Source organism: Nocardioides sp. Soil777 (assembly GCF_001428425.1).
In the GTDB taxonomy this organism is placed as follows: domain Bacteria; phylum Actinomycetota; class Actinomycetes; order Propionibacteriales; family Nocardioidaceae; genus Nocardioides; species Nocardioides terrigena.
This window is the reverse complement of the sequence record NZ_LMSN01000001.1, coordinates 625,802-651,589: the sequence shown is the minus strand read 5'-3', so window position 1 is coordinate 651,589 and position 25,788 is coordinate 625,802. Positions and strand designations below refer to the sequence as shown.

Sequence of the window (25,788 nt, the reverse complement as noted above, 5' to 3'; positions counted from 1 at the left end):
ACACCATACGAAGGGGCTGACATGACCGAGCGGCTGCGGCCGCGGGACCTGGCCTTGCTGGCCACCGAGTCCCCATCGACGCCGATGCACAACGCCACGGTGGAGATCTTCGAGCCCGGCGACTCCGGCTTCGACTACTCCCGCCTCGTGGAGCTGATCGCCGACCGGATCGCCTTCGTGCCCCGCTACCGCCAGCGTCTCCAGACGGTGCCGGGCCGGCTCGCCAACCCCGTGTGGGTCGACGACCCGGACTTCGAGATCGGCTACCACGTACGCCGCTCCGCGCTTCCGCGCCCGGGTGACCACCACCAGCTGCGCGAGCTGGTCGCGAGGATCGCCTCTCGCCCGCTGGACCGCAGCCGGCCGCTGTGGGAGATCTACTTCGTCGAGGGGCTCGAGGGGGGTCGTGTCGCGGTCCTCACCAAGAGCCACCAGATCCTCGTGGACGGTCGCGAGACCGTGGACATCGGGCAGGTCCTGCTCGACACCACCCCCGAGGCCCCGGACCTGGGCCACGACGAGTGGCAGCCCCGGGGCCGACCGACCGCGCTCGGCCTCGCGCTGGGGGCGGTCACCGACACCCTCGAGCGGCCCGGGACCGCGGTCCACACCGTGCGCGCCAACGCGGAGTCCGCGGCCCGGACGGTGTCGTCGGCCGCCCACAGGGTCGGTGGCGTCGCCGGCGCCCTGGCCGGACGGAGCCCGGTCCACGGCAGCCCCATCAACCGGCCGCTCTCGCAGCAGCGCCGGTTCCTCGCCGTCCGCACCGAGCTCGACGTCTACAAGCAGATCCGAAGCGTGCACGGCGGCACGATCAACGACGTGGTCCTGGCCACCATCGCCGGCGCGCTGCGCGGCTGGCTGATGACGCGCACCGAATCGATGGCCGGGGTCCGCACGATCCGCGCGATGGTGCCGATGTCGGTGATCGACGACGACCTCGAGGCGACCTCGCTCGGCACCCAGATCGCCGGCCACCTGGTCAACCTGCCGATCAGCGAGGCCTCGCCGGTCGTCCGCCTCCACCAGGTCAGCTACGGCTTCCAGGCCCACAAGGAGACCGGTCGTGCGGTCTCGGCCCGTCGCCTGGCGGGGATCGCTGGCTTCGCGCCGACGACCTTCCACGCGCTCGGCTCCCGGGTGGCCGCCGCGGAGGCCCGTCGCGGCTTCCACCTCTCGGTCACCAACGTCCCCGGTCCGCAGTTCCCGCTGTACGCCGCAGGCGCCGAGATGGTGGAGACCTACCCGGTCCACCCGCTGCTGCCCGAGCACACGCTGGCCGTCGGCGTCACGTCGTACAACGGGGGCGTCTTCTACGGCATCACCGCCGACCGTGACGCCGTCCCGGACGTCGACACCCTCGGCCAGTGCCTGCTCGAGTCGCTCGACGAGCTCGCCGAGACCGCCAGCGGGGCCCGCAAGCGGGCGCCCCGCGGCCGGAGAAAGGGGGAGCGCACGTGAGCGTCCGCGCCTACCTGCCGACCACCCTGGCCCTCCTGGCCCGTTTCCACGCCGAGGACACGGTGCCGGTCGACGCCGACCCCATCACCGCCGAGGACGACTCGGAGGAGGCGGAGTACGCCGCGTTGATGACCGCCGCGGACGCCTCGGCCGCCCTCCTCGAGGGTCCCGGACGCCGGGTCGTGCTGGTCGCCGAGGTGCCGGTCGGGGCCACGTCGGTGCCCGTGCGGCTCGTGGCGTCCGTGCACGTCGACACCGACGACGACGCGGACCCCGACGACGACCTCGCGTGGTACGCCACCCAGGAGATCCCGGACCTGCTCGCGGGTCGCTAGGGTCGGCCCCATGGACGCGATCACATCTCCTCCGGCTCCGGTGAACGAGCCGAACCTCACCTACGCCCCGCACAGCCCCGAGCGCGCCGCGCTCAAGGCGGAGCTGGCCCGGCTCGAGGGCAAGCAGCACACGCTGCGTGCCCACATCAACGGCCGACGGCGCAACGGCGGCGGCGCGGAGATCAAGGTCGTCCAGCCGCACGACCACCAGCACGTGCTGGGCACCTTCAAGAACTCCACGGCCAAGGACGCCGAGGCGGCGGTCAAGGCCGCGGCCGCGGCCGCCCCCGACTGGCAGGCGATGTCCTTCGACGACCGCGCCGCCATCATCCTCAAGGCCGCCGACCTGCTGGCCGGCCCGTGGCGACAGCGGATCAACGCCGCGACCATGCTGGGCCAGTCCAAGACGGCGTTCCAGGCCGAGATCGACTCGGCCTGCGAGCTGATCGACTTCTGGCGCTTCAACGTCCACTACGCGCGCGAGATCCTCACCGACCAGCCGATCGCCAACAGCCCCGGCATCTGGAACCGCACCGACCACCGGCCGCTCGAGGGCTTCGTCTACGCGATCACGCCGTTCAACTTCACCGCCATCGCCGGCAACCTGCCGACCGCGCCGGCGCTGATGGGCAACACCGTGATCTGGAAGCCGTCGCCCACCCAGCAGCTCGCCGCGTCGCTGACCATGGAGCTGCTCGAGGAGGCCGGCATGCCGCCCGGCGTCATCAACATGCTTCCCGGTGACGGCCTCGAGGTGTCCAAGGTCGCGCTCACCCACCGCGACCTCGCGGGCATCCACTTCACCGGCTCGACCCCGACCTTCCAGCACCTGTGGCAGACCGTCGGGACCAACATCTCGGGCTATCGCGCCTACCCGCGCATCGTGGGCGAGACCGGCGGCAAGGACTTCGTCGTCGTGCATCCGTCCGCCGATCCCGACGTCGCCCGCGTCGCGCTGCTGCGCGGCGCTTTCGAGTACCAGGGCCAGAAGTGCTCGGCCGCGTCACGTGCGTACGTCGCGCGCTCGGTGTGGGACAAGATCAAGGACCAGCTGGTCGCCGACACCGACGGCCTGGCCATGGGCGACGTCACCGACTTCAGCAACTTCATGGGTGCCGTGATCGACGACCGCGCCTTCGCCAAGCACAAGAAGGCCATCGCCCGGGTGCGGGCCAACAAGCACCTCACCCTGCTGGCCGGCGGGCAGACCGACGACTCGGTCGGCTACTTCGTGCGCCCGACGATCGTGCAGTCCACGGACCCGACGGACCAGATGTTCTCCGAGGAGTACTTCGGCCCGATCCTGGCCGTGCACGTCTACGAGGACGACCGGTTCGAGAAGGTCGTCGACCAGATGGAGTCGTTCGCGCCGTACGCGCTGACCGGCGCGATCATCGCGCAGGACCGGTCCGCGGTGGCCTGGGCGCGGCAGGCGCTGCGCTTCGCGGCCGGCAACTTCTACGTCAACGACAAGCCGACCGGCGCGGTCGTGGGGCAGCAGCCCTTCGGCGGCGGTCGCGCGTCGGGCACCAACGACAAGGCCGGCGCCGCGGTCAACCTGCTGCGCTGGACCTCGCCGCGCTCCATCAAGGAGACGTTCGTGCCCCCGAAGGACCACCGGTACCCCTACATGGACGCCGAGTGACCCTGCTCCACCCCGGGGTCCCGACCCCGTTGCACATGGGGTCGCTGCACCCCTACGAGCAGGCCCTGGTCCTGCTGCTCGCGTTCGGTCCGTTCGTGCTCCTCGCGGTGGTCGTCTGGTGGCGCCGCCGCGAGGAGCACGAGGACCCCGAGGACTGACCGGAGGTCAGCGGGCCAGCCACTCCTGGCCGACCTGGTGCTCCTTGGCGAGCGCCTTCTCGATCATGTCCGCGACGAGCTTCTCGATCTTGCCGCCGACGAGCGGGATGGAGACCTTGACGGTGAGGTCGACGACCTCGACCGTGCCGGCCCCGGCGGGGGAGAGCGTGACGCCCCCGGTGATGTCGCCGGGCTTGCCCGGGATCGCCAGGTGCAGGTCGGCGGCGGTGGTCGTGCCCCATCGCTCGGTCTGGACGATGACGATCTCGTCCCCGACGAACTTCCGGGCGAAGGACGGGAGCGAGGCGGCCGACTGCACCTGCTCGACGACCACCGTGTCGCCCTCCACCGAGGCCGACCCGCGGAGCACGTGCTGGCGCGCGAGCACCTCCTCGCGGAAGGCGACGTCGCCCAGCATGGCGGCGACGGCGTCGGGGCTGGCGTCGTACGTGAGCTCCTTGCGCAGCGACGTGGCCATCAGCGGGTCCTGCTCTCGTGTGTGTGCGGCATGCGGGACATCATGGCGGAGGCGCCCGGACCCGTCACGACCGGATGTCTGGTGGACGAGACATTGGGGGCCGACCCCGTGTTGTGGCCGTCACAGCCGGGTCCTAGTGTCGGATCGTGCTCACCACGCTCGAGGACGACAAGGCCGAACTGCTCACCCGCGCCGCCGATGCCGCGCGTCACTCGAAGGGCACCGGAGGACCCGACCACGACCAGGTCGAGGACCTCCTGATCGCCTACTACCGGCACGTCGCCGCCGAGGACCTCGTCGAGCGCAGCCCCGAGGACCTGTACGGCGCGCTGGCCTCCCACCACCGGCTCGCCCAGTCGCGGCCGCAGGGCACCGCCGCGGTGCGGGTCGTCACCCCCGGCCCCGCCGACGCCGGCTGGTCGGCGGCCGGACACACGGTGGTCGAGGTCGTCACGGACGACATGCCCTTCCTCGTCGACTCGGTGACCATGGAGCTCTCCCGCCTCGAGCACAACGTGCACGTGGTCATCCACCCGCAGTTCGAGGTCACCCGCGACATCACCGGCGCCCTGCAGACCGTCGGCGCCATCGAGGAGGGCGTGGTCGAGGAGTCGGCTCCCGACGCCCTCGACGAGTCCTGGATGCACGTCGAGATCGACCGGGTCGTCGACCAGGCCGACGTGGCCCTCATCGAGGAGTCCCTGCAGCGGGTGCTGCGCGACGTCCGCGAGTCGGTCGAGGACTGGGAGAAGATGCGCGACCGGGCCCTCGGCGTGGTCGCCGAGCTCGAGTCGGACCCGCCCCCGCTGGACCCGGGCGAGGTGAGCGAGGGCGCGGAGTTCGTGCGCTGGCTGGCCGACGACCACTTCACCTTCCTCGGCTACCGCGAGTACCACCTCGAGGAGGACGGCGATGACCTCCTGCTGCGGGCGATGCCCGGCACCGGGCTGGGGATCCTGCGCGCCGACCAGGACATGTCCGAGTCCTTCGGCAAGCTGCCCGGGCTCGTCCGGGAGAAGGCCCGCGAGAAGACCCTGCTCGTGCTGGCCAAGGCCAACTCGCGCGCCACCGTGCACCGCCCGGCCTACCTCGACTACGTCGGCGTCAAGACGTTCGACGCGCAGGGCGAGGTGGTGGGGGAGCAGCGCTTCCTCGGTCTGTTCTCCAGCGCGGCCTACACCGAGTCGGTGGGCCGGATCCCCCTGCTGCGCGAGAAGGTCCGCTCGGTGATGCACCAGGTCGGCTTCGACCAGCGCAGCCACGCCGGCAAGGCGCTGATGGACACCCTCGAGAACTACCCCCGCGACGAGCTCTTCCACACGCCCCCCGACGAGCTGGCCCCGACGGCGCAGGCCGTCATGTACGCCCGCGAGCGCCGCCAGCTGCGGCTCTTCGCCCGCCGCGACACCTACGGCCGCTACGTCTCGGTCCTCGTCTACCTGCCCCGCGACCGCTACAACACCACGGTCCGCGAGCGCTTCTCCCAGATCCTCAAGGACCGCCTCGGGGGCGACAGCGTGGAGTTCACCGCGCGCGTCAACGAGGCCACCAGCGCCCGGGTCCACTTCGTCGTGCACCCGCGCAAGGGCGAGACCGTCCCCGACGTCGACGTGGCCGACCTCGAGCGCCGGATGGTCGAGGCGTCGCGCTCGTGGCGCGACGACTTCACCTCCGCCGTCGTCACGGAGTACGGCGAGGAGCGCGGCTCGCGCCTGGCCCGCCGGTGGGTCGACTCCTTCCCCGAGGCCTACAAGGAGGACTTCAACCCCCGCCAGGGCGCCGCCGACCTCGGCCGGATCGAGGCCATCGAGGGCGACGAGGGCATCGACCTCGCGCTCTTCGAGCAGGTCGACGCCGGGCGCGGCGAGGCCCGCCTCAAGGTCTTCCGCGTCGGGGCACCGCTGTCACTGAGCGGGGTGCTGCCGATGCTCGCCTCGATGGGCGTCGAGGTCGTCGACGAGCGGCCCTACACGCTCGAGGGTCTGGGCCGGGAGTCCTACGTCTACGAGTTCGGGCTGCGCTACGGCCGCCAGCTGCCGGCCACCGCCCGCGACCTGTTCTCCGACGCGCTGCGCGCGGTCTGGGACGGGCGCAACGAGATCGACGGCTTCAACTGCCTCGTGCTCGGCGCCGGGCTGACGTGGCGCCAGGCCACCGTGCTGCGGGCCTACGCCAAGTACATGCGCCAGGGCAACACCCCCTTCGCCCTCGACTACATCGAGGGCGCGCTGGCCAGCAACGTCGACATCACCCGGCTGCTGGTCCAGCTCTTCGAGGCCCGCTTCGACCCCGCCGGCGGCGCGCTGGCCGACGACGAGGAGCGCGCCGCCCGGGTGGCCAAGGTCGAGGAGCGGCTGGCCCGCGCGCTCGACGACGTGGTCAGCCTCGACCACGACCGCATCCTGCGCTCCTACCGCACCCACGTCCGCGCGACGCTGCGCACCAACTACTTCCAGACCGGCGCCGACGGCGAGCTGCACCCCTACATGAGCTTCAAGCTCGAGCCGTCCTCGATCCCCGAGCTGCCCGAGCCGCGACCGAAGTTCGAGATCTTCGTCTACTCCCCGCGTGTCGAGGGCGTGCACCTGCGCTTCGGTGCGGTCGCTCGCGGTGGCCTGCGCTGGTCCGACCGTCGCGACGACTTCCGCACCGAGGTGCTGGGCCTGGTCAAGGCGCAGATGGTCAAGAACACCGTCATCGTGCCGGTGGGCGCCAAGGGCGGCTTCTTCTGCAAGCAGCTGCCCGACTCCAGCGACCGCGACGCGTGGCTGGCCGAGGGCATCGCCTGCTACACCACCTTCATCTCCGGGCTGCTCGACATCACCGACAACCTCGTCGAGGGCGAGACGGTGCCGCCGACCGGGGTCGTGCGCCACGACGGCGACGACTCCTACCTCGTGGTGGCCGCCGACAAGGGCACCGCGACCTTCTCCGACATCGCCAACGGCGTGGCCAAGGACTACGGCTTCTGGCTCGGCGACGCGTTCGCCTCCGGCGGCTCCGTGGGCTACGACCACAAGGCGATGGGCATCACCGCCCGCGGCGCGTGGGTCTCGGTCCAGCGCCACTTCCGCGAGCGCGGCATCGACTGCCAGACGGAGGACTTCACCGCGGTCGGCATCGGCGACATGTCCGGCGACGTCTTCGGCAACGGCATGCTCTGCTCCGAGCACACCCGCCTGGTCGCGGCCTTCGACCACCGCGACATCTTCATCGACCCCGACCCGGACGCCGCGACGTCGTACGCCGAGCGCAAGCGCCTCTTCGAGCTGCCCCGGTCGAGCTGGCAGGACTACGACACCGACCTCATCTCCGAGGGCGGCGGCGTGTGGTCGCGCTCGCTCAAGTCGATCCCGGTCCACGACGCCGTACGCCGCGCGCTCGGGCTCGCCGACGGGGTCACGTCCCTGACGCCGGCCGAGCTGATGCGGGCGATCCTGCTCGCGCCCGTCGACCTGCTCTGGAACGGCGGCATCGGGACCTACGTCAAGTCGTCGGAGGAGACCCACGGCGACGCCGGCGACAAGGCCAACGACGCCATCCGCGTCAACGGCGAGGACCTCCGCGCCCGGTGCGTCGGCGAGGGCGGCAACCTCGGGCTCACCCAGCTCGGCCGCATCGAGTACGCCCGCCTCGGCGTCGACGGCGAGGGGGGTCGGATCAACACCGACTTCATCGACAACTCGGCCGGCGTGGACACCTCCGACCACGAGGTCAACATCAAGGTCCTGCTCGACAAGGTCGTCGCCGAGGGCGACATGACCGAGAAGCAGCGCAACAAGCTGCTCGCCGAGATGACCGACGAGGTCGCCGAGCTGGTGCTGCGCGACAACTACGAGCAGAACCTCGCCCTGGCCAACGCCAGCGCCCACGCGGCACCGCTGCTGCACGTCCACGAGGACTGGATGAAGCAGCTCGAGCAGCGCGGGGTGCTCAACCGGGACCTCGAGGCGCTGCCCACCTCGCGGCAGGTGCGCCGCCGCCTCGACCGCGGCCAGGGGATGTCGGTGCCCGAGCTCTCGGTGCTCCTCGCGTGGACCAAGATCGTGCTCGCCGACGAGCTGCTGGCCTCCGACCTTCCCGATGACCCCTACCTGCGCGAGGACCTGCTGGCCTACTTCCCCGAGCGGATGCACGCCGACCACGTCGGTGCGATGGAGGCGCACCCGCTGCGTCGGCAGATCATCGTGACCCAGGTGGTCAACGACCTCGTCAACGGTGCGGGGATGACCTTCTGGCCGCGTCTGGCGGGCGAGACCGGCGCCTCGCCGGCCGACCTCACCCGCGCCAACTTCGTGGCCCGCGAGATCTTCGGCTCGCTGTCGCTGCGCCGCGAGATCGCGTCGTACGACAACGTGGTCCCGGCCGAGCGCCAGACGCGGATGCGGATCGAGATGCGCACGCTCGTCGAGCGGGCGTCGCGGTGGCTGGTCAACAACCGGCGTCCGCCCCTCGACTCGCAGGCGACCGTCGACTTCTTCCGCGAGCGCGTGCAGTCCGTGATGGCCGAGCTGCCGGGGATCATGAGCGGTCGCGAGGCCGACGGCTTCGAGGCGCGCCGCGACCGGCTCACCAGCCAGGACGTCCCCGAGGAGCTCGCCACCCGGGTGGCCGTGCTGTCGCCGGCGTACGCCCTGCTCGGCATCGTCGAGACGGCCGAGGAGCAGTCGCTCGAGCCGGCCCAGGTCGCACGGGTGCACTTCGCCCTCGGCGAGCGCCTCGGGCTGCCCGCCCTGGTCGACCGGATCTTCGCCCTGCCGCGCGACGACAAGTGGCAGACGATGGCCCGCGCGACGCTGCGCGACGACCTCTACGCCGTGCACCAGCAGCTGACCGCCGCCGTGCTCTCGACGACCGACGCCGGCGACTCGGCAGCCGGTCGGGTGGCCGAGTGGGAGGACGCCGACGCGGAGCTGATCGGGCGGGCCGCCGCGACCCTGGACCAGATCTGCCGCGACGAGGCGGACCTGGCCCGGCTCTCGGTCGGCCTGCGGGTGGTGCGGACGCTGCTCACCCGCTGACGCCGCTAGCCTCGGCGGATGGGAGCGATCGAGGTCAGCGGCCTCACGATGGCCTACGGGGAGGTCAGGGCGGTCGACGACGTCTCCTTCGAGGTCGCTGACGGCGAGTTCTTCGGGATCATCGGGCCCAACGGAGCGGGCAAGACGACCACGCTGGAGATCATCGAGGGGCTGCGCCGTCCCGACTCCGGCGAGGTGCTGCTCCTCGGCGAGCGGCCGTGGCCCCGCAACCCCGGGCTGCTGCCGCGGATCGGCGTGCAGCTGCAGGCGTCGTCGTTCTTCGAGCGGCTCACGGCGCGCGAGCAGATCCACACCTTCGCGTCGCTGTACGACGTCCCGCGCACCGTCGGCGACGAGTGGCTGGAGCGCGTCGGGCTGGTCGACAAGGCGGACACCCGCGTCGAGGACCTCTCCGGCGGGCAGCACAAGCGCCTCTCCATCGCGTGCGCCCTCGTCCACGATCCCGAGGTGGTCTTCCTCGACGAGCCGACCGCGGCGCTGGACCCGCAGGCCCGTCGCAACCTCTGGGACCTGCTGTCCGGCCTCAACGACTCCGGGCGCACCGTCGTGCTGACCACCCACTACATGGACGAGGCCGAGGTGCTCTGCGACCGGGTGGCGATCCTGGACCAGGGCCGGCTCCTCCAGCTCGACTCCCCGCAGGCCCTCGTCCGCGGTCTCCGGAGGTCGACCCGGATCACCGTGCCCGGCGACGCCGCCGGCCTGGGCGGCGTACCCCACGTCGAGCGCCTCGAGCAGACCCGCGACGGCGTGGAGATCACCTCGGCGCAACCCGGCGCCGTCCTCGACGCGCTCGCCGGCCTCGGGCGCCTGCACGGCATCTCGGTGACCAGCGGCACCCTCGAGGACGTCTTCCTCGAGGTCACCGGGCGGGAGTACCGCGCATGACGTCCTTCGTCACGCTGAGCACCGCGATCCTCAAGGGCTTCCTGCGGGACCGGGCGTCGGTCTTCTTCGCGCTGGTCTTCCCGCTGATGTTCCTGGTGCTCTTCGGCGGCATCTTCGGCGACCAGGAGCAGTCGCGGATCGACCTGGTCCAGGTCGGCCCGGTGCCGCTGCTCGACGAGATGCCGGCCGAGTCCCGCGCCGCCTTCGACGCGACCTTCGCCGTGGAGCGCGGCGACGACCTCGACGCGGCCATCGAGGAGGTGCGCAGCGGTGACGTGGACGTCGTGGTGGAGATGCAGGGCAACGAGCTCGTCGCCCACTACACCCGCACCGACCAGGTCGGATCCGCCATCGTCCAGGGCTCGCTACGCGCCTTCGTGGACGGCACCAACGTCGCCCTGACGGGCCGGCCCCCGACGTTCACGCTGCGCACCGAGGCCGTGGAGGACGACTCGCTCCAGGCCATCGCCTACGTCACGCCGGGGCTGCTCGGGTGGGCCGTGGCGATGAGCGCCGCCTTCGGTGCCGCCGCGACCCTCAACGGCTGGCGGCAGTCGGGACTGCTGCGGCGCCTCCAGCTCGCGCCGGTCAGCACCCGCACGCTGGTGTCCGCCCGGGTGGCGGTCACGCTCGGTGTCGCGCTCGTGCAGATGGCGATCTTCCTCGGCATCGGTGTCGCGTTCTTCGGGCTGACTCTGACCGGTGCGTGGCCGGCCGCGATCCCGCTGCTGGTCGTCGGGACGCTGTGCTTCATGGCGATCGGGCTGCTCGCCGGTGCCGTCGCCAAGACGACCGAGGGGGCGGTCAACATGGCCAACTTCATCGTGCTGCCGATGGCGTTCCTGTCCGGCTCGTTCTTCCCGCTGGAGGGGGCGCCGCGGTGGCTGCAGGGCTTCTCGCTGCTCCTGCCGCTGCGCCACCTCAACGACGGCATGACCGACGTGATGGTGCGGGGCGACCACTGGACGGCCGCCCTCGTCCCGATGGGGGTGCTTGCGGCCTTCGCGGTCGCGGTGACCCTGCTGGCGGCGCGGTTGTTCCGCTGGGAGACGACCTGAGCCGCAGGGCCGGCCGAAACTTCCCGACCGGGGACAACCGGGAGGATGCCCGCCGCCATCTGAAGGGCATGGACAGCAACGGGGTCGAGACGGCGACGATCGGCCGGGGGAGGACCGCGGAGACGCACGAGCGCGACTTCCCGGCGTACTTCACCGCCACCTGGCCGCGGATGTACCGCACCGCGCTCGCCATCACCGGCGACCGGGCCTCGGCCGAGGACGCCTGCCAGGCGGCCTTCGCCAAGGCGTACGCCGCGTGGTCCCGCGTCTGCGCCGCCGACCACCCGGACGCCTACGTGCGCAGGATGGTGGTCAACGAGGTGCTCGGCACCCGACGGTCGGCGTGGTGGCGCCGCGAGCGACCGCACGCCGACGTCGGCGAGCCACCGCCCCAGCCGTCCTTCGACGACGGCGTGACCGACCGGAGCACCCTGTGGGACGCCGTGGCCGCGCTGCCGCCCCGGCAGCGCGCGGTGATCGTGCTGCGCTACTACGAGGACCTCAGCGAGGAGCAGATCGCGGCCGCCCTCGGGTGCTCGCGCGGGACCGTCAAGTCCCAGGCGTCCGCCGCCCTCGGCAACCTCCGCCGCGCCACCGGTGCGGCCCTCGACGAAGGAGACCTGGCATGAGCACCGACCTGCGCGACGCGCTCGCCGAACGCCTCGACCGGGCGACCCCGCCCCCCGGTGACCTGGCGACCGTGGTGCGCGAGGGCCGGCGGATCCGCAACCGGCGCCGGGCCGTGGCCGTCGGTGCCGTGGCGGCCGCGCTCGTGCTGGGCGGCCTGGCCGCCACCCAGCTGGTGGGCCCGTCCGACCAGAGGGCCGGGAAGGGCGACGTGGCGACCGAGCCGGTGGTCGGCGCCGCCGACGGGCTGCGGGCGTACGCCGATCCCGGGGGCGACCTGCGCTACGGCGGGCTGCGTGTGCCGACCTCGCAGGTCCCCGGCTTCGACACCGACGCCGCCGCGACCCCCGAGGGCATCGTGTTCTACGAGGCTGGTCGACCGATGCTTCGGGACCTCGACGGCGAGGTCACCCCGCTGTGGGAGGGGCAGGTGCAGCCGGATCCGGACTTCCGCCCGACCGCCAAGGCCGACTCGACGTCGTCGGAGGTGGCCGTCGCCGTCCTCCGCGGTGGCGTGCCCCGCCTCATGGTCGTCGATACCGGCACGGGTGAGCTGGTCGACCAGATCAACCTCATCTGCGAGGGGTGCACCGTCGTCATCGACGCCTTCGATGACGGGGCGGTCTTCTTCCGCGACGGCAACGGGACCAACGTGTGGGACCTCGACGGCAACTTCGGCCGTCCCTTCGCGGGGCTGGGGACCTCGATCGCCGACGTCCGCAACGGCATCGTGCTCTACGACGGTGCCGTCCCGGAGCCCGAGCCGGGGGTGGGCCAGCGCGACTACACCTACGTCCGCGGAGCCATCGACTCCCAGCTCACCCACGACGGCGCGCACGTGCTGGCGTGGTCGAGCACGCTGGCCCCCACGGGTGCGGGCGACCCGCTCCGGCTGTCGGTCACCGAGGAGGACGGTGCGACGAGCTGGACCGTCGACACGGACGGCTCGGTCCTGGTCGCGTCCTACGGCTCCAGCGGCAACGTCGTGCACGACTGCGACGCGGTGACGGGCGCGTGCGACGAGGTCGAGGTGCTGGAGGTCAGTGGCGGCGACCTCGCGTTCCTCGGCAACGACATGTGACGACCGCCGCCCGCACCGCACCGCATAGGGTCGGCGCCGTGAGCCTGCTCCTCCAGACCCCACGCGCCCGGATCGCCCGGCTGACCCGCCGCCTCACCGGTGCGGAGAGCCCGCTGTACGGCGCCACCGTGATGGTGACCGGTGCCTCGTCGGGCATCGGCGAGGCGACGGCGTACGCCGCGGCCCGCCGCGGTGCGCACGTCCTGCTGGTCGCCCGGCGGGCCGACGAGCTCGAGCGGGTGCGGAGGGCGATCGTCGCCGACGGCGGCCGCGCGACGGCGTACACCGTCGACCTCACCGACGGCGACGCCATCGACGCACTGGTGGCCGAGGTGCTCCAGCGGCACAGCGCCGTCGACTACCTGGTCAACAACGCCGGGCGCTCGATCCGCCGGTCGCTCGAGCTGTCCTACGACCGCTTCCACGACTTCGAGCGGATGATGGCCGTCAACTACCTCGGGCCGGTGCGGCTGACGCTGGGGCTGCTGCCGGCGATGCGGGCGCAGCGCTTCGGTCACGTGGTCAACATCGTCACCTGGGGCAACCAGATCAAGGCGCCCAAGTTCGCCGCCTACATCGCCGCCAAGAGCGCCCTCGACGTCTTCGGCCGGATCCTGGGCCGGGAGGCGTTCTTCGACAACGTCACCTGCACCAACGTGCGGGTCGGGCTGGTCGCCACCCCGATGATCGGCCCGACCGAGGCCTACGCGGGCCGGCGGGCGGAGGGTCCCGAGCACTGTGCCGAGCGCATCGTGCGGGCCCTCGAGGACCGCCCGATCACGGTCAACGGGCTGATCGGGTCGACGGCCGAGGTGCTCAACCTGGTGGCGCCCCGCCTGACCGACTTCGTGACCGCCGAGCTGTCGCGACGGACCCCCGACTCCGCCGCCGCGCGGGGCGAGGTCCCTGTGGTACCCGCCGAGCCCGTCGCGGCGGTGAGCCTGCCACGTCACTGAGCACGCACGGTGGCTCACGCACCCGTCGTACGCCGCGTCGCGGACGCCACGCGGTCGGACGGCGGCCCGGCCACCTGACCGGGCCCGGGAATGTCGCCTGCTCACCGCTCCCGGGCGAGCGTCACGAGTGTGCGTGGATGCACCGTGCGCGCCACGGGGACGGTGCATCCACGCACACTCGTCAGCGGGTCAGCTGGCCTTCTTGGCCGCGGCCCGCTTGGCGGGAGCCTTCTTCGCGGTCTTCTTCGCGGCCGCCTTCTTGGCGGGGGCCTTCTTCGCAGCCGACTTCTTCGCGGCTGTCTTCCTGGCCGTCGACGTCTTCGCCGGGGTCGAGCCGCCCGAGTCCGAATCGTCGGAGTCGGAGTCGACCGGGGCCTCGCCCCGGGCGGTCTTCGCCGCGGCGACCGACTTCTGGAGCGCGGCGAGCAGGTCGACGACCTCGCCGGAGGTCTTGGTGGACCTCTCGGTGCGCTTGACCTCACCGCCCTCGATCTTGGCCTTGACCAGGGCCTCGACGGCGCCGGCGTAGTCGTCCTCGAACTCCGAGGCGTCGAAGTCGCCGGCCAGCGTCTCGACGAGCATGTGCGCCATCTTGACCTCGGTGTCCTTGACGTCGCCGACCTCGACGTCGAAGTCGGGGACCCGGACCTCGTCGGGCCACATCATCGTCTGGAGCACGATGACGTCGCCGCGCTCGGTCTGGCGCACGCGCAGCACCGCGACCGAGGTCCGCTGCCGGAGGGCCACGGTCACCACGGCCATCCGGTCGGCGTCCTTGAGGGCCTGGCGGAGCAGGGCGTAGGGCTTGGCGCCGGACTTCTCCGGCTCGAGGTAGTAGGACTTCTCGAAGAGCAGCGGGTCGATCTGGTCGCTCGGCACGAACTTCTCGACGGCGATCTCGCGCGACGACGTCGCCGGCAGCTCGGCCATGTCGTCGTCGCTGAGGATGACCATCTCGCCGTCCTCGGTCTCGTAGCCCTTGGCGATGTCGGAGTAGGGCACCTCCTCGCCGTCGAGGCTGCAGACGCGCTGGTACTTGATGCGGCCGCCGTCCTTGGCGTGCACCTGGCGGAAGGACACGTCGTGGGACTCGGTCGCGGCGTACAGCTTGACGGGGACGCTCACCAGGCCGAAGGAGACGGCTCCCTTCCAGATCGCTCGCATGGGGTAAGCATGTCCCATGCGTCCGATGCTCGCCACCAAGGCGGACCACCTCCCGACCGGCGAGGGCTGGTCGCACGAGGTGAAGTGGGACGGCGTCCGGATCCTCGCCGACGTGCGGGAGGGGAGCGGTGGTCGCGCCCGGCTCGTCACCCGCAACGGCAACGACGCCTCGATCGCGTGGCCCGACGTCCACGACAGCCCGCTCGGTGACCGGGACCTGCTCGTCGACGGGGAGATCATCGGGCTCAACGCCGACGGGCTGCCCGACTTCGGGGTCCTGCAGGAGCGGATGCACGTCCGCTCCGCGACCACCGCGGCCCGGCTCGCCGAGCGTGTCCCCGCGACGTACATGGTCTTCGACCTGCTCCGCCTCGACGGCGAGGACCTCACCGCCCGACCGCTCGCGGAGCGTCGCGAGCTCCTCGAGGGCCTGGGGCTGTCCGGCACGTGGCAGGTGCCGGCGTCGTACGACGACGGGGCGATGCTCCTCGACGCCACCCTCCAGCAGGGGCTCGAGGGCGTGGTCAGCAAGCGGCTCTCCTCCCGCTACACCTTCGACGCGCGCAGCCCGCACTGGGTCAAGCTCGCGCACCGGCACCGGTTCTCCTACGTCGTCGCCGGCTGGCGTCCGCAGGAGGGCACCAGCGACCGGCTGGCCGCTCTGCTGGTGGGGGAGCCGACGCCCGAGGGCCTGATGTACCGCGGCCGGGTCGGCAGCGGCATCGGGGGCGCGGCCAGCCGGCTGCTCACCGACCTGCTGGCCGGCTCCGAGCGCGAGACCAGCGCGTTCGCCGACGAGGTCCCGCGGGTCGACGCCACCGGCACCCGCTGGGTGGAGCCGCTCGTGGTGGTGGACGTCGACACCCACAGCCGGACGCCGGGCAAGCGGCTGCGCCAGCCGTCGTACCGGGGCGTCCGCACCGACCTCGGACCGGACGACCTCATGGAGGACCCCGCGTGAGGACCGTGCTCGCCGCGCTGCTGCTCGTGCTGCCGCTGGCCCCCGCGCAGGCAGCGGCCGCGGCCCCGTCCGCGCTGGTCCTCGACGGCGTGCGCGTCGCGGCCGGCCCGGCCACCACCCAGGTCGTGACGGTCAACCACACCGTCGGCCACCGGGCGCGGGTGACGTACTGGCGCCTGGTGGCGGGGGAGTGGGTGGCGCGCATGCGCACCGACGACGGACGCACCGGCTATGGCGGGCTGGTCCCCGGCGACCGGCGGGTGCAGGGCACCGGCACCACCCCGCTGGGCACCTACGGACTGCTCTCCGTCTTCGGCACCCACCCCCGACGCGACGCGGGGGCGCTCGACTACCGCCGCATCCGGCGCGGCGACCACTGGGTCCAGGACAACGCGTCGCCGCACTACAACCGCTACCGCAACCAGCGCCAGGGCGGCTTCCGGTGGTGGTTGCCGTCGTCCGACCCGAACGCGTCCGAGCGGCTGACCGACTACCGCCGGCCGTACGAGTGGTCGATCGTCACCGGCTTCAATGTCGAGCAGGTGAGGCACCGCGGATCGGGGATCTTCCTGCACGTCAACGGCCGCGGGGCGACGGCCGGTTGCGTGTCCGCGCCACGACGCTTCCTGCGCGCGCTCGTACGACGGCTCGACCCGGCCGCCGCGCCGGTGATCGCGATCGGTCGCTGATGGCCGAGATGCAGGTCGACGTCGAGGGCCGCACCCTGACGATCAGCAACCTCGACAAGGTGCTCTACCCGCGCACCGGCACCACCAAGGGCGAGGTGCTCAACTACTACGCCACCGTCTCCGGGGTACTGCTCCCGCACCTGCGCGACCGGGCCGTGACCCGGATCCGCTGGCCGCACGGGGTGGAGGGCTCCAGCTTCTTCGAGAAGAACAAGCCCGCCGGCACCCCGTCGTGGGTGCGCACGGCCAGCGTGCCGACGACGGGCAGCCGGGCCCAGTCGGACCGCGACACCCTCGACTTCCCGATCTGCGACGACCTCGCCACGCTCACCTGGCTGGCCAACCTCGCCGCGCTCGAGCTGCACGTGCACCAGTGGACGGTCACGAAGGCCGGCCGACCCCGCAAGCCCGACCGCCTCGTCATCGACCTCGACCCGGGCGAGCCGGCGAGCCTGCACGAGTGCTGCCGGGTGGCCCTGCTGGTCCGCGACGCCCTGGCCGATCGCCACCTCGCGTGCAGCCCGGTCACCAGCGGCAGCAAGGGCCTCCACCTGTACGCCGCGCTGCCGCGGCAGCTCGACAGCGAGGGCACCACCGCGCTGGCCAGGGAGGTGGCCGAGGAGCTCCAGGCCGCCCACCCCGCACTCGTCACGGCGACGATGACCAAGGCCAAGCGTCCCGGCAAGGTGTTCCTCGACTGGTCGCAGAACTCCGGCTCCAAGACCACGATCTCGCCCTACTCGCTGCGCGGCCGGGCGCTCCCCACGGTCGCCACCCCGATCGCGTGGGACGAGGTGGAGGAGGGCGCCGAGGACCCCGTCGGTCTGGACCAGTTCCGCTTCGAGGAGGTCCTCGAGCGGGTGCAGGACCACGGCGACCTGTTCCTGCCCTGAGGTCGGCGGGCCCGTCCGGGGGAGTGTCGTACGACGTCCCGGAGACGACCTGACGCCCGCGCGTGGCGTCGTACTCCGAGGGTGTCCCGCGCCCCTCTGAGGCGGGTGGGACTGCTGTTACCGAACGGTGGAGCAGATGTGTGGTCCACGTGGGCCCTCGGTGGGAGCGACGTGACGGCCCCGTCCCTACGTTGGTCCTGTCGACCTCGGTCGGCACCCAAGCAACCGTGGTGGGTTGGGACTGCCCGGCCGACGGACCCCCTTCGTCGGCCGGGCCATCCAGCTCCCCCAGCGGTTGCCCGCGACGAATGCCTCCCGAGGCCGAGGACACCGCCATGCTGTTAGCCGAGCTCGACGAGCCCGTCGCAACTATGCTCGCGGACATGGCACAGGTACTGGTCGTCGAGGACGAAGAAGACATCGCGTTTCCGCTCGTCCGCACGTTGGAGCGCGAGGGCTACGAAGTCACCTGGGTGCCCAGTGGTCGGGAGGCGCTCGCGCACCTCGCGTCGTCGTCGGCCGACATCCTCATCCTCGACCTCGGCCTCCCCGACATGGACGGCCTGGACGTGTGCCGCGCCGCCCGCGACGGCGGCTTCGAGGGCGGCATCATGATCGTCACCGCACGCGCCGGCGAGCTCGACCGCGTGGTCGGCCTCGACTTCGGCGCCGACGACTACCTCTCCAAGCCCTTCGGCCTCGCCGAGCTCCAGGCCCGGGTCCGCGCCCTGCTGCGACGCAGCCAGGCCAACGCCGCCCCGGCCGACGAGCCGGAGATCGACCCCTCCGCGCTGCGCATCGACACCGACGCCCGCCGCGTGATGCTGGCCGACGCCGAGGTCGCGCTGACCGCCAAGGAGTTCGACGTGCTCGCGCTCCTCGCCGCCCACCGCGACAAGGTCGTGCCCCGCGAGCAGCTGATGAGCGAGGTGTGGGACGAGAACTGGTTCGGCTCCACCAAGACGCTCGACGTCACGATCGGCCGCCTCCGCAACAAGCTGGAGGAGGCCGGGTCCTCCGACCGGGTCATCGCCATCCGCGGGGTGGGCTTCCGCCTCGAGGGCGGGGACTGACCCATGCGTGAGAGGCTCACTCTCGCCTTCGTGGGCCTCGCACTGGTGATCATCGTCGTGGCCGGAGCGGTCCGTGCCATGACCCTCGGTGACGTCGTCCACGCCTCGGAGACCGACGACCTGCAGCAGCAGTCGCTCGTGGTCGGCCGGGTCGTGGAGGGACTCGAGCAGTCCGACCGACCCGTGGACGTCGCGTCCCTGTCCGATCTGGTGGCACCGCACGTCCGCCTGGTCGTGGAGCGGCCCGGCCAGGACGACGTCGTCGTGGACGGCGCCGGCTTCGACGCCGCTGCCCAGGACGTGAGTGCCTCGAGCACCGTCGGTGACTCCACCGTGACGCTCGTGCAGGACGAGACCGTCACCGCCGCCGTCCTGGACTCGGCGCGAGGGCCGCTGATCGCGCTCATGGTGGGACTGCTCGCCCTGGCGGCCGTCCTCGGCCTGGCCATGGCCTCCGCCCTGTCGCGTCCCTTCCGCGACCTGGCCGAGTCGGCCGCCGCCCTGGGGCGCGGCCGCTTCGACATCGAGCCGCCCCGCTCCCGCATCCCCGAGGTCGTCTCGATCTCGGACTCGCTGCGCGCCAGCTCGCAGCGCCTCCAGAAGTCGCTGCGCCGCGACCGCGACTTCTTCCACCACGCCTCGCACGTGCTGCGCACCCCGCTCACCGGGATGCGGCTCGAGCTCGAGGAGCTCACCCTGCGACGCGACCTCGATCCCGACGTGCGGCGTACGACGGCACGCTGCCTGTCCGACGTCGAGCGCCTCGACCACACCATCGCCGAGCTGCTGGACTTCGCCCGCGGCCGTGCCCTGGTCGAGGGCGCCGAGGTCAGCCTCCTCGCACTCGGCTCCCACATCGCCCAGCGGTGGCGCGGCCTGCTGCCCGAGAACCGCGAGGTCAAGGCGTTCGTGGACAGCGGGCCCGAGATGCTGCTGACCCCCGGCCCGGTCGAGCAGCTCCTCGACAGCGTGCTGCGCGACGTCACCGAGTCCGGCTCCGGCCCGGTGATGATCCGCTTCGCCGGCCAGGACGAGCACGTGAGGGTCACCGTCCGCTCCGGCTCCACCACGGCGTACGTCGCCGGCACCGGCTCCCTGGCCGTCGCCACCCAGCTGCGCGCCAACGCCGACGCCGCCCGCACCATCACCGAGGTGCTCGGCGGGCGCTACACCGGCGACGCCACCGTCGACCAGCTCGAGATCCTGCTGCCGCGTCGCTGAGGCGCGGGCCGTGACCGGCCCAGCCGCAGCCCCGATCCCCGCCGGGTAGTTGGGGACGATCTGGTGGGCCGACCCGCGGTCTCGCCGACCACTTCGTCCCCAACTACCCCGAGGCTAGGCCCTGGTGTGGGTAGTCCGTGACGGACGGACCCCTGATGGGCTCGAGGTGGGGTCCGATCGTCACGGACTACCCCGGGGAGGGGGCCGTGCACCCGGGCCTCACCCGTCGAGCGCCGCCTCCTGCAGGGAGGCGAGCTCGGCGTCGAAGAACGCGATCAGCTGCTCGGGGTCCGGCACCGTGGCGGCGTCGACCTTGAAGCCGATCCGGACGGTGTCGGCGTAGCTGAAGATGCACACGCCCAGCGTCTGGCCGCCCGACCCCGGCACCCAGCCGAGGACCCCGGTGACCTCGACCCCCGCGAGGTAGCGAGGCTCCGTCGGCCCCATCACGTTGGTGGTGACGCCGATGGCCTTGCCGGCGAAGAAGTCGACGAGCGGCTTCTCGATGGCGTGCAGGTGCCCGATGCCCTCGGCCATGGCCGAGGTGATGAAGACCTCCGGCGACTGCTTGATGTGTGCCATCCGGCGGTGCACCTCGTCGAGCCGTTGCAGCACCGACATCTCGGCCGTGGGGAGGTGGAGCATGACCAGGGCGAACTTGTTGCCGAGCTCGCGGGGCAGCGGCTGGTCCACGGGCCGGATGTTGACCGGGACCATGGTCGTCAGGTGGTCGACCGCCTCGTCGAAGGAGTCGAGGTAGCGCGCCAGCGCACCCGATAGCGCGGCGATGAGCACGTCGTTGACGGTGCTCCCGGTGCTGCGTCCGATGGCCTTGACCTCGGCGAGCGGGTGGGGCTGCGACCAGGCCAGCCGCTTGGCCACCCCGGGGTCGCGGCTCAGCAGGGTCTCGGGGAGTACGTCGAGCAGGAGCTTGCGGGTGACCGCCAGGCCCTGGAGCGCCGTGCCCGGGACCCGCGGCAGGCTCAGGGTGCTGCGCACCAGTCCCGTGGCCAGCGAGACGAGGGACCGGCCCTGCTGGGGAGCGCGCGTCGGCCGGTCCGGATGGCCGTCCGGCGACGCGTCGGTGAGCGTCAGCATCACCTGCGCCAGGGCCATCCCGTCGGCCATGGCGTGGTGCAGGCGGGTGAAGACGACCGAGCCCTCGCCGTACCCGTCGACGAGCCACGCCTCCCACAACGGTCGGCTCCGGTCGAGGGGCCGGCTGACCTTGGACTCGAGGAAGGCGCGCAGCTGAGCGGGGCCGCCCGGCCTGCGGAGCTTGGCGTGGTGGAGGTGGTGGGACAGGCTGAAGTCCGGGTCGTCCTCCCATCCCGGCAGGTCCCACGGGCGGGCCGGGTCGACGGGCCGCTGGTGGAAGACCGGGTAGGTGTCGACCAGGCGCTCCTGGATGGTCTCCTTCAGGCGCGCCCAGTCGAGCGGCTGCTCGGTCCACATGATCCCGTCGATCACCATCAGGTGGTTGGGCCGGTCGGCGTGCAGCCACATGGCGTCGGCGCCGCCCATCGTCCGACGGGTCCCTGTGGTCATGACTGCGCTCCGGCTGCCAGGGCGAGGTCGCGGACCCGGGCGATGTCGTCGGGGGTGTGGACACCGTTGACGCCCGAGATGGTGGCCAGCCGCATGCCGTGCTTGAGCCCGAGCCGGTAGATCTCCTTGACCTTCTCCCACTCGATGTTGCGGCCGACGGTGAAGGTCTCGTATCGCCCCTCCAGCGCCAGGACCACGGTCTCGGCCAGGCACGCGTAGGCGACGTTCTTGGGGAGCCCGATGTCGCGCATCTGCACGTCGCCCGGCAGCTCGATCTCACCGGACTCGATCACGAGTACGTCGGGGCGCTTGGCGACGTCCTCGGCCGACAGGTCGAGGGGGCGGGCGACGTCGGTGATCACGCAGCCGGGCTTGACGGCCATGATGTCGAGGACCCGTTTGCCGGCCCCCGAGGTGGCCGTGACGATCAGGTCCATGTCGGTGAGGGCCTCGTCGGGAGTGGCCGCGATGTGCACCTCGGCGCCCGGGTGCTCCCGCTCGATCAGCTCCTTGAGCGCCAGCAGCTTGGCCGACTCCGGCGAGACCAGCCACAGCCGGGCCTCGGCGACGGCGAGGAGCCGCGCGCAGACCGACCCGATGGCCCCCGTGGCCCCGACGACCATCGCGTTGCCCCGCAGGGCCCCGTCGGCGTCGACCTCGGCCAGGCCGAGCTGGCGCAGCGCCTCGTGCGCGGCCCACAGCGCGCCCGACGCGCTGTAGCTGTTGCCGGTCGTCACGGGCAGCGGGGCCTGCCGCGCGACCGTCACCCCGGCGTCGCCGACGACCTTGGTGAACGCGCCCAGTCCCATGATCTGCGCCCCGAGCTTACGGGCGGTGTCCGCCGCGACGAGGAGGCGCTTGTAGGTGAACTCCGGGCTGTGGGCCATCATCTCGTGCGGCGTGCCCCCGACGGAGATGAGCCAGCCCTCCGCCTCGGCACCGGTGGGGGAGGTGATGCCGGTGACGTGGCTGTAGGTGAACGGCGGGCTGTAGGCCACGGCCTTCTCGACCAGGTCCATCACCGGCGCCGGCGCGATGCGCGAGATGGTGCGCAGCGGCTCGACGTTGCGCAGGTACTGCTGCGACAGCGGGTGGATGACGAACGCGAACCGGCTCTTGCGCCGGGGCCCGTTGGGCTGCAGCAGCCGTGGCTCCAGCCCGGCGGAGACGATCATGTCGAGGAGGTCGTCGTGGGTGAGCGTGCTGCCCCGGTGGACCGACGCCGTCATCAGCGCCTCGAGCGTGGCCGCGTTTACCGTCACGCCGTCGAACGGCTGCGGCGTCACGTCGACGACCAGGTCCACGCCCCGGTCACCCAGGTCGGCCAGCCGGTCCGGCGAGGTCTCCGAGGTGATGAGGGTCTTGCCGGCCAGGTCCTCGAGCCCGAAGCCGGTCAGCTCGTCGTACGTCGCGACGAGGACGTCGCAGTCGCGTGCGGCCTTGCGGGCCAGCGCGTGCGCGGCGAGGTGGCCCGGCGCGGCGGCCTGCGTCCGCACCCCGTCGGGGACGAGGCGCAGGGCCAGCCCGGTCGCGCCGCCCACGGCGTCGGCGGCGAGCCCCAGCACCGGGTTGGTGTGCAGGCGGTCCGGCAGGCCCAGGCGCAGCATCGGGTCGGCGTGCTGGACGTTGTCGGTGTGCTCGCGCAGGATGCGGACCGTGCGGTCGTGGTGCCGCCCGCCGAGCACGACGGTCCTGGCGTTGGTGAAGTAGCCCGGCATCTCGGTCTCGACGCGCCGCACCGCCCACTCCTGGAGGACCTCGAGGAGCTGGGAGCCGTCCGTCACGGGGGTCGACCCGGCCTCGGCCATCAGCCGCTCGCGCGCCCGCAGCTCGCCGCCGTACAGGCCGGTGACCCGCGCGTCGCGGACGCCCGTGACGGCGACGGCGGCGGCCTGGGGCGCCCACTCCCGGACGAGCCCGCGGGCGGCGTCGACGTCCCCGGACGTGCCGCGGCGGACGATCCGGAACCGCTGGCCGAGGAAGGTCACCCGGGTGTCGTGGTCCCACTCGGGGCCCATCAGGCTGATGTTGACGACCACGGGGGTCCTGGGTGTCATGTCGCGTCCTCCATGTCCGTCGGCGTCAGACCATGGCCGCGGAGTCGAGCTCGGGGTGCTCGACCATGTAGTCGAGGAGCCGGTCCGCGTAGTCCTCGAAACGGGGGCAGGTCACGCCCGTGCCGGCGAGGTCGGTGGTCGTGTGGGTGGTGTCGTACGTCGTGGGGGAGGCGAAGTAGTCGAGGGCCTCGACGGGCAGGCCCATCAGCCGCTCGGCGAGGGGCAGCGAGACCACGGCGCGGGTGAGCGCCAGTGGCAGCGGCACCCAGATGACCCGTTTGCCCAGTCGTGCGGCGAACGCGTCCACCAGCTCGCGCACGGTCGGCGGGTCCGGGTCGGTGAGGGCGTAGGTCCGGCCCAGCGACACGTCCAGCACCGACAGCCGGTCCATGGCGTCGATGACGAAGTCGCGGGGGACCAGGCAGAAGCGGACCACGTCGGGGTCGGCGACGGCGGGGACGACGGCGATCGGCGGCTGGCGGCGCAGGAAGGTGGCTAGGAAGTAGGGGCCGTCGAGCTTCTGGGTCGCCCCGGTGCGGGAGTCTCCCACCACGATGCCGGGGCGGTAGATCGTCGCGGGCATCCCGGCGGCCATGGCCCGGCGCACCAGCAGCTCGGCGTCGTACTTCGTCGACTCGTAGTGGTTGCGGAACTCCTGGCCGACGTCCAGCTCGTCCTCGCGGAGCTCGCCCTCGTGGCGCCCGCTGACGTAGCAGGTGCTCACGTGGTGCAGCCGCTCGAGCCCCGGCAGGCTGCGGCACAGGTCGAGCACCCGGTCGGTGCCGACCACGTTGACCCGGTGCGCCAGCTCCTCGCCCACCGTGAGGTCGTAGACGGCCGCCAGGTGCCAGACCTCGGTGACGTCCTCGAGCACGTGCTCGTCGGCGCTGCTGAGGCCGAGACCCGGGGCGGCGACGTCGCCCAGCACCACGCGGACCCGGCCGGCCACGTGCGGCTCGTCCGCCTCGATCCCGGCGAGCCGCTCGCGGGCGTCGGCCAGGTGCCGGGCCTGGACCAGGCAGACCGCGTGCACGCCCGGTCGCCGCGCCAGCAGCCGGGGCAGCAGGGCCGAGCCCAGGAAGCCGGGGAACCCGGTCATCAACAGCGCGGTCATCGCGCCCTCCACCTCGTCGTCGGCATCTCGTCCCGTCCAGCCTGTCAGCGCAGACCGGGCACCCCCAGTGCCGAACGTCCCCTCCGGGCACGGACCAAACGGCTATCCCTGGGGCGACAGGCCCTCGAGGCCGTCCAGGACCCGGGCGAGGCCGAAGTCCCAGGCGAGCGACGGACTGCCGGGGCCGCCCATGGCCTCGCCGGCCGCGGCACCCACGCGCTGGGCGAGGGGGTGGTCGTCACCCAGGTAGGCGGCGAGGCGGGGGCTCCACTCGGGCCAGTGCTCCGCCATCTCGCCGGCCCGGGGCTGGGGCCGCAGTGCCCGGGCGCTCGCCCGCACGAAGTCGAGGACGAACGTGAGGGCCGCGTCCCAGGTGGCGTCGTCGAGCCCGAGCGGCGCCAGGGCGGCGAGCTCGTGGTCGTACTTCGCGATCGTCCCGGGTCCGAGGGCGGTGCGGTCGTCGGCGACGTCGACCAGCCACGGGTGCTGCTGGAGCAGCGCCAGGTTGTCCTCCGCCACCCGGCGCACCCGGGACCGCCAGCCGGCCCGACCGTACGGCGCGCGGTCCGTGCGCTGGTGGGCCGCGTCGGCCATCAGGACCAGCAGGTCGTCGCGGTTGTTGACGTGCGTGTAGACCGACATCGTCGAGACGCCGAGCTCGCCGGCCAGCCGGCGGATGGTCACCCCGGCCAGCCCGTCGGCGTCGGCCAGCCGGATGGCCGCCTCCACCACTGCCCCGGTCGTCACGCGGGCCCGGGGTCCGCGCTGCCCGCCCGTCGGTGCGTCCGGGTGGTCACGCCACAGGAGGTCGATCAGGGGGAGCGGCACGGTCGTCTCCTGGTCCGGGAACATTCCTATAACAGCGTACGTTGTACGGCGTACCACGTATCGACAGGAGTCCAGTATGAACATCACCGCCACCGCCATCTCGCTCAACGTCGCCGACATCGAGGCCTCGGCCGCCTTCGCCGCGGAGCTCGGCTTCACCGAGGCGATGTCCGCCGACGGCTTCGTGTCCGTCGAGCACCCGACCGCCGGGGTCCACCTGGCCTTCCTGCGCACCGGGTTGTCGTCGTTCAAGCCGGCGGAGGTCGCTGGCCCCGCGGGCCGGGGCACGCTGCTGGCCTTCGTGGTCGACGACGTCGACGCCGAGTTCACCCGGATCGCCGCCACCGGCGCCCGGGTCGTCACGCCGCCGGAGACCGAGCCGTGGGGCGAGCGCTACTGCCAGTTCGCCGACCCCAACGGGCTCGTCTGGCAGCTCGTCCAGTGGGTGACCGCCCCCGAGTGACCGGGCACGGGGGTTGTCCACAGGCTTAACCTTCGCCGGTGTGTGAGT

General features: G+C 72.3%; 22 protein-coding genes. 16 read left to right on the top strand and 6 right to left on the bottom strand.

Features of this window, described 5'->3' with window-relative positions; translation table 11 throughout:
• Positions 1 to 21: 21 nt before the first annotated feature.
• Genes ASG88_RS03180 through ASG88_RS22870 form a run of 4 tightly spaced genes read left to right on the top strand, consistent with a single transcriptional unit; the run spans position 22 to position 3,599 of the window.
• A complete protein-coding gene (locus tag ASG88_RS03180; protein WP_056885906.1) occupies positions 22 to 1,461 on the top strand; it encodes a WS/DGAT/MGAT family O-acyltransferase in 1,440 nt (479 codons plus the stop codon).
• Positions 1,458 to 1,796: a DUF6912 family protein gene (locus tag ASG88_RS03175; RefSeq protein WP_056885905.1), complete on the top strand. Its 339-nt coding sequence runs from the start codon at positions 1,458 to 1,460 to the stop codon at positions 1,794 to 1,796. The genes ASG88_RS03180 and ASG88_RS03175 overlap by 4 nt, the downstream gene beginning before the upstream one ends.
• 10 nt (positions 1,797 to 1,806) lie before the next feature.
• On the top strand, positions 1,807 to 3,441 hold the full coding sequence (pruA, locus tag ASG88_RS03170) for an L-glutamate gamma-semialdehyde dehydrogenase (RefSeq protein WP_056885904.1): 1,635 nt from the start codon (positions 1,807 to 1,809) through the stop codon (positions 3,439 to 3,441).
• Entirely contained in the window at positions 3,438 to 3,599 is a 162-nt protein-coding gene (locus tag ASG88_RS22870) for a hypothetical protein (RefSeq protein WP_157559523.1), read from the top strand. The genes pruA and ASG88_RS22870 overlap by 4 nt, the downstream gene beginning before the upstream one ends.
• 7 nt (positions 3,600 to 3,606) lie before the next feature.
• On the opposite strand, the gene ASG88_RS03165 is transcribed toward ASG88_RS22870, so the two are convergent.
• A complete protein-coding gene (locus ASG88_RS03165) occupies positions 3,607 to 4,077 on the bottom strand; it encodes a DUF2505 domain-containing protein (protein ID WP_056885903.1) in 471 nt (156 codons plus the stop codon).
• A 146-nt stretch (positions 4,078 to 4,223) separates the two neighbouring features.
• On the opposite strand from ASG88_RS03165, the gene ASG88_RS03160 reads away from it, so the two are divergent.
• The 6 genes from ASG88_RS03160 (at position 4,224) to ASG88_RS03135 (ending at position 13,729) form a co-directional block, all read left to right on the top strand.
• Entirely contained in the window at positions 4,224 to 9,098 is a 4,875-nt protein-coding gene (locus tag ASG88_RS03160) for an NAD-glutamate dehydrogenase (RefSeq protein WP_056885902.1), read from the top strand.
• 18 nt (positions 9,099 to 9,116) lie between these two features.
• Positions 9,117 to 10,007, top strand: coding sequence for an ATP-binding cassette domain-containing protein (locus ASG88_RS03155; protein WP_056885901.1), 891 nt, complete (start codon positions 9,117 to 9,119; stop codon positions 10,005 to 10,007).
• Positions 10,004 to 11,065 carry an ABC transporter permease gene (locus ASG88_RS03150; RefSeq protein ID WP_056885900.1) on the top strand — a complete coding sequence of 354 codons (1,062 nt, stop codon included), beginning with the start codon at positions 10,004 to 10,006 and terminating at the stop codon, positions 11,063 to 11,065. The genes ASG88_RS03155 and ASG88_RS03150 overlap by 4 nt, the downstream gene beginning before the upstream one ends.
• A gap of 68 nt (positions 11,066 to 11,133) precedes the next feature.
• Positions 11,134 to 11,694, top strand: coding sequence for a SigE family RNA polymerase sigma factor (locus ASG88_RS03145; protein WP_082599807.1), 561 nt, complete (start codon positions 11,134 to 11,136; stop codon positions 11,692 to 11,694).
• Entirely contained in the window at positions 11,691 to 12,773 is a 1,083-nt protein-coding gene (locus tag ASG88_RS03140) for a hypothetical protein (protein WP_056885899.1), read from the top strand. Before ASG88_RS03145 ends, ASG88_RS03140 begins: the two co-directional genes overlap by 4 nt.
• A 38-nt stretch (positions 12,774 to 12,811) precedes the next feature.
• Complete coding sequence (locus ASG88_RS03135; protein WP_157559522.1) at positions 12,812 to 13,729, top strand: SDR family NAD(P)-dependent oxidoreductase; 918 nt, start codon at positions 12,812 to 12,814, stop codon at positions 13,727 to 13,729.
• Between the two features lie 189 nt (positions 13,730 to 13,918).
• On the opposite strand, the gene ASG88_RS03130 is transcribed toward ASG88_RS03135, so the two are convergent.
• Positions 13,919 to 14,893 carry a Ku protein gene (locus tag ASG88_RS03130; RefSeq protein WP_056885897.1) on the bottom strand — a complete coding sequence of 325 codons (975 nt, stop codon included), beginning with the start codon at positions 14,891 to 14,893 and terminating at the stop codon, positions 13,919 to 13,921.
• Positions 14,894 to 14,909: 16 nt separating this feature from the next.
• Between ASG88_RS03130 and ASG88_RS03125 the strand changes: the two genes are divergently transcribed.
• The 5 genes from ASG88_RS03125 to ASG88_RS03105 all read left to right on the top strand — a co-directional run bounded on the left by ASG88_RS03125 (position 14,910) and on the right by ASG88_RS03105 (position 19,730).
• Complete coding sequence (locus ASG88_RS03125) at positions 14,910 to 15,854, top strand: ATP-dependent DNA ligase (protein WP_056885896.1); 945 nt, start codon at positions 14,910 to 14,912, stop codon at positions 15,852 to 15,854.
• On the top strand, positions 15,851 to 16,543 hold the full coding sequence (locus tag ASG88_RS03120; protein WP_056885895.1) for a L,D-transpeptidase family protein: 693 nt from the start codon (positions 15,851 to 15,853) through the stop codon (positions 16,541 to 16,543). Before ASG88_RS03125 ends, ASG88_RS03120 begins: the two co-directional genes overlap by 4 nt.
• Positions 16,543 to 17,436 (top strand): non-homologous end-joining DNA ligase, encoded by an 894-nt coding sequence (gene ligD / locus ASG88_RS03115; RefSeq protein WP_082599806.1) that lies wholly within the window; start codon positions 16,543 to 16,545, stop codon positions 17,434 to 17,436. Before ASG88_RS03120 ends, ligD begins: the two co-directional genes overlap by 1 nt.
• A gap of 383 nt (positions 17,437 to 17,819) precedes the next feature.
• Positions 17,820 to 18,509, top strand: a complete 690-nt coding sequence (locus ASG88_RS03110; protein WP_056886055.1) for a response regulator transcription factor — start codon at positions 17,820 to 17,822, stop codon at positions 18,507 to 18,509.
• A 3-nt stretch (positions 18,510 to 18,512) separates the two neighbouring features.
• Entirely contained in the window at positions 18,513 to 19,730 is a 1,218-nt protein-coding gene (locus tag ASG88_RS03105; RefSeq protein ID WP_056885894.1) for a sensor histidine kinase, read from the top strand.
• Between the two features lie 219 nt (positions 19,731 to 19,949).
• Here ASG88_RS03105 and ASG88_RS03100 read toward each other — a convergent pair whose 3' ends face one another.
• The 4 genes from ASG88_RS03100 to ASG88_RS03085 form a co-directional block, all read right to left on the bottom strand.
• A complete protein-coding gene (locus ASG88_RS03100; RefSeq protein WP_200956318.1) occupies positions 19,950 to 21,278 on the bottom strand; it encodes a wax ester/triacylglycerol synthase family O-acyltransferase in 1,329 nt (442 codons plus the stop codon).
• Positions 21,275 to 23,335 carry a dehydrogenase gene (locus ASG88_RS03095; RefSeq protein WP_056885892.1) on the bottom strand — a complete coding sequence of 687 codons (2,061 nt, stop codon included), beginning with the start codon at positions 23,333 to 23,335 and terminating at the stop codon, positions 21,275 to 21,277. Before ASG88_RS03095 ends, ASG88_RS03100 begins: the two co-directional genes overlap by 4 nt.
• Before the next feature lie 25 nt (positions 23,336 to 23,360).
• Positions 23,361 to 24,449: an SDR family oxidoreductase gene (locus ASG88_RS03090; protein ID WP_056886054.1), complete on the bottom strand. Its 1,089-nt coding sequence runs from the start codon at positions 24,447 to 24,449 to the stop codon at positions 23,361 to 23,363.
• Between the two features lie 102 nt (positions 24,450 to 24,551).
• Positions 24,552 to 25,277 (bottom strand): TetR/AcrR family transcriptional regulator, encoded by a 726-nt coding sequence (locus ASG88_RS03085; protein ID WP_157559521.1) that lies wholly within the window; start codon positions 25,275 to 25,277, stop codon positions 24,552 to 24,554.
• Between the two features lie 76 nt (positions 25,278 to 25,353).
• On the opposite strand from ASG88_RS03085, the gene ASG88_RS03080 reads away from it, so the two are divergent.
• Entirely contained in the window at positions 25,354 to 25,740 is a 387-nt protein-coding gene (locus ASG88_RS03080; protein ID WP_056885890.1) for a VOC family protein, read from the top strand.
• Positions 25,741 to 25,788: the final 48 nt, after the last annotated feature.

Excerpts from the sequence above, each read along its gene's own strand:
- ASG88_RS03180 (WP_056885906.1), top strand. The coding sequence starts at position 22 with ATGACCGAGCGGCTGCGGCCGCGGGACCTGGCCTTGCTGGCCACCGAG.
- pruA (WP_056885904.1), top strand. The coding sequence starts at position 1,807 with ATGGACGCGATCACATCTCCTCCGGCTCCGGTGAACGAGCCGAACCTC.
- ASG88_RS03165 (WP_056885903.1), bottom strand. The coding sequence starts at position 4,077 with ATGGCCACGTCGCTGCGCAAGGAGCTCACGTACGACGCCAGCCCCGAC.
- ASG88_RS03155 (WP_056885901.1), top strand. The coding sequence starts at position 9,117 with ATGGGAGCGATCGAGGTCAGCGGCCTCACGATGGCCTACGGGGAGGTC.
- ASG88_RS03150 (WP_056885900.1), top strand. The coding sequence starts at position 10,004 with ATGACGTCCTTCGTCACGCTGAGCACCGCGATCCTCAAGGGCTTCCTG.
- ASG88_RS03145 (WP_082599807.1), top strand. The coding sequence starts at position 11,134 with ATGGACAGCAACGGGGTCGAGACGGCGACGATCGGCCGGGGGAGGACC.
- ASG88_RS03140 (WP_056885899.1), top strand. The coding sequence starts at position 11,691 with ATGAGCACCGACCTGCGCGACGCGCTCGCCGAACGCCTCGACCGGGCG.
- ASG88_RS03130 (WP_056885897.1), bottom strand. The coding sequence starts at position 14,893 with ATGCGAGCGATCTGGAAGGGAGCCGTCTCCTTCGGCCTGGTGAGCGTC.
- ASG88_RS03125 (WP_056885896.1), top strand. The coding sequence starts at position 14,910 with ATGCGTCCGATGCTCGCCACCAAGGCGGACCACCTCCCGACCGGCGAG.
- ligD (WP_082599806.1), top strand. The coding sequence starts at position 16,543 with ATGGCCGAGATGCAGGTCGACGTCGAGGGCCGCACCCTGACGATCAGC.
- ASG88_RS03110 (WP_056886055.1), top strand. The coding sequence starts at position 17,820 with ATGGCACAGGTACTGGTCGTCGAGGACGAAGAAGACATCGCGTTTCCG.
- ASG88_RS03105 (WP_056885894.1), top strand. The coding sequence starts at position 18,513 with ATGCGTGAGAGGCTCACTCTCGCCTTCGTGGGCCTCGCACTGGTGATC.
- ASG88_RS03100 (WP_200956318.1), bottom strand. The coding sequence starts at position 21,278 with ATGACCACAGGGACCCGTCGGACGATGGGCGGCGCCGACGCCATGTGG.
- ASG88_RS03095 (WP_056885892.1), bottom strand. The coding sequence starts at position 23,335 with ATGACACCCAGGACCCCCGTGGTCGTCAACATCAGCCTGATGGGCCCC.
- ASG88_RS03090 (WP_056886054.1), bottom strand. The coding sequence starts at position 24,449 with ATGACCGCGCTGTTGATGACCGGGTTCCCCGGCTTCCTGGGCTCGGCC.
- ASG88_RS03080 (WP_056885890.1), top strand. The coding sequence starts at position 25,354 with ATGAACATCACCGCCACCGCCATCTCGCTCAACGTCGCCGACATCGAG.